A 2,878-nucleotide genomic window follows, 5' to 3' on the forward strand; every position below is an offset into this window, starting at 1 on the left:
CAATTGTTTGCATATGCCTGCGGTTAATTCAATAAGCTCTTCAATATCATTTCGTAAAGAAACGCCACTTTTATTTTGTAAATTAAGATAAATCRCATATTTATCAGATTGTGTCCGTTCATATTTTTTCGCAGTTATCGTCCCTGTTTTTGCTGTTGCACCCCAATGGATAGAACGAAAATCTTCATTTTCATAAGATTTCACTCCCATTACTTTCGTTTCATCATATAGCGGAGAAGACATTGCTTTTCGAAATCCACGTGACCATTCTTGTAATTCAGGTACTTGTATTTTCGGAACAGCTGGTAAAACTAAATAGGACGGTGTATCAACGTGACTATATGTTAAGTGGTTCGTTATGAATCCAAAAGGATCCGTAATAACAAATTCGACTTCTTCCCATTTCGCAATACCTCTTTTTAGTGCTACAGCTTGTAAATCAAATGAAACTGTCTCTCCTCCTTTTATATTAAATCTCAAATAATAATTTGAACCTGTACTATAATTTTTGTTTAGTTCATCATGCTCCCAAGCTAACTTATTTTCACATTTAAATCGAAATACGATATTGAAAATAGGAAATATCGAATTGTTTGAAATTTTTATTTTGCACGTATTCGTTTCACCTATAAAAACGTTCGAATTACCTTGATTGTATTCCCATTGAACATGAGATACTTTACGTATGTATCCATGCGTAGCTCCTATTAAAATTAAATATAAAAATACGAGAGATAAAATGAGCAGATTACTTGAGAATATACATAAAATAACGGCTACAACTGATACAACTCCTATTACGAAGGGTTCCGCTAACGGTGTATACACGAGCTGTTGTTTCATCGTACATTCTCCACTGGCACACTAATCGTATGAAGAATTTCTTTAATGATTTGTTCCTTCGTCGTTTTCATCTCCCCTTCAATCGTTAACGTTAACCGGTGAGAACAAACGGCTGCAGCAAGCGTCTTAATATCATCTGGCGTACAGTAATCTCTTTCATTTAATATTGCCCGTGCTTGAATCGCTCTCATAAATGCCAATGTACCTCGCGGGCTTACACCGATTTCAATCAGTTCATGCTTACGAGTTGCCTCAATGATTTCAAGAAGATAATCTTGCACATCATTCCCTACTAACACTTCCCTTGCACGTTTTTGCACCGCAATAATTTCTTCAGTTGAAATTATAGAATGTAATGCTTCTAGAGGATCATTCGTTTGAAATCGTCTCATCATTTCCTTTTCTGCTTCTCTCGTAGGGTAACCTTGGCGTATAGTAAGTAAAAATCGGTCTAATTGAGCGTCTGGTAAAGGAAATGTACCCGCTGACTCGAGAGGGTTTTGCGTTGCAATAACTAAAAAAGGTTCTGGTAATGAATGTGTCTGCTTCGCAATCGTAACAGTACGTTCTTCCATAACTTCAAGTAACGAAGATTGTGTTCTCGGTACAGCTCGATTAATTTCATCAACTAATACTATATTTGCAAAAATAGGCCCTAACCTCGTTTTAAATTCCGATTCCTTCACATCAAAATATTCGAGACCAATAACATCTCCAGGCAAAGTATCAGCTGTGAATTGAATTCTTTGAAACTTAGCGTCCACACTTTTCGCTAAGCTTTTTGCTAATGTTGTTTTTCCAGTCCCAGGTACATCTTCTAATAAAATATGTCCTCTTGCTATAAGAGCTATAGCTGCCRGTTCAATCGATTCATCTTTTCCTATAATGACCTTTGAAATATTGTTAGTGATTTTCTTTAATGTACTCATATAGTAATCTACCACCTTTAAATTATCTGAAAATTCATAAAATATATATATATATTCCAAATTATAACATGTGATTCAAAGATGAAATAGAGTAAAAAGAAAACTTATATTTTTTCTTCACTGCACGTAAAAAAGCACCTATTGTCATACGTTGACAATGAAGTGCTTGACTCCGGAAATTTTCGTTTTAGCTGTTTGACATCTTATATAAATACATTATCTTTCTATTTCACTCCAAATTTCAACATCATTTTCATTTAAGATTGCTTTAATTTTGTCTTTCTCAAAAACTACTAAATAATTATACGGTAAGGCTAGTACTTGAATAATTGCAGGTTTCATTTTTAATAATTCGTAGGCGTATATGGTTTCCAATTCACCTGATTCTTCTTCATTGATAGGTCCTATATACCAACCCGAATCACCTTCACCACACCCGCTAGATCTTTGTAAATAGAACTCTTCTTGTTGCAACACATTTTTCGCTATCACAATCTTATCGTTAAATTTTATCAATTCTCCCTCTATATTTAATCGACGTAAGCAATGCGATTGCTCTAGTTGTACCCATAAAGCAATCGTTAAATCCTCTGACGTATCCTTAAAAGGGTTTTTAGTATAATCCCGGGTGATAATTTGATAATAATCTTCATACTTATATAAACTAAAAACAGACCATCCAACTTGTATTGAAAATCCATCTGCTAATTTATCTTCTACTTTAGATAACAAATTAAATAAGGTTTCTACTTGAAAACTTAAAGGTTCTTCTACTTTAGCTTTTATATTTTTATTACCTATATTTTTAATCATTGTTTTCAAATAAACGTTCCCCACTTCTATTGAATTTCCTCACTCAATCTCTATTCCTCAACTCGCCTTAAATAAACCTAGCAGCAGGATGACTTTCGCTATTAACACGAATAAAATTCCTAATATTAAAACTCTTCTTCCCATGATTCTTTTGCATCTATTAACCTTTGTGATAAAAATTCATAAAAGTTCTTTGCGGTATTGTAGTCATCAAGTCTCCCTTGTCTATTCCAGGCTATTATTGGACACTCATTATTTTCCATATGACTAACATCTAAACAATACGCATATTC

Annotated in this window: 3 protein-coding genes and 1 pseudogene; all 4 read right to left on the reverse strand. The window is 33.7% G+C overall.

Annotated elements, in window-relative coordinates; all coding sequences use genetic code 11:
* On the reverse strand, positions 1–843 hold an 843-nt coding region (locus tag AC1DTM_RS21615), incomplete at its 3' end, for a DUF58 domain-containing protein (protein ID WP_477000841.1).
* Entirely contained in the window at positions 840–1,772 is a 933-nt protein-coding gene (locus AC1DTM_RS21620) for an AAA family ATPase (protein ID WP_477000842.1), read from the reverse strand. The genes AC1DTM_RS21615 and AC1DTM_RS21620, both read right to left, overlap by 4 nt.
* Positions 1,773–1,988: 216 nt before the next feature.
* On the reverse strand, positions 1,989–2,594 hold the full coding sequence (locus AC1DTM_RS21625; RefSeq protein WP_033714727.1) for an immunity protein Imm33 domain-containing protein: 606 nt from the start codon (positions 2,592–2,594) through the stop codon (positions 1,989–1,991).
* A gap of 116 nt (positions 2,595–2,710) precedes the next feature.
* Positions 2,711–2,878: pseudogene (locus tag AC1DTM_RS21630) on the reverse strand (SMI1/KNR4 family protein); the annotation flags it as partial.

This window comes from Bacillus sp. P4_D3 (assembly GCF_056401855.1).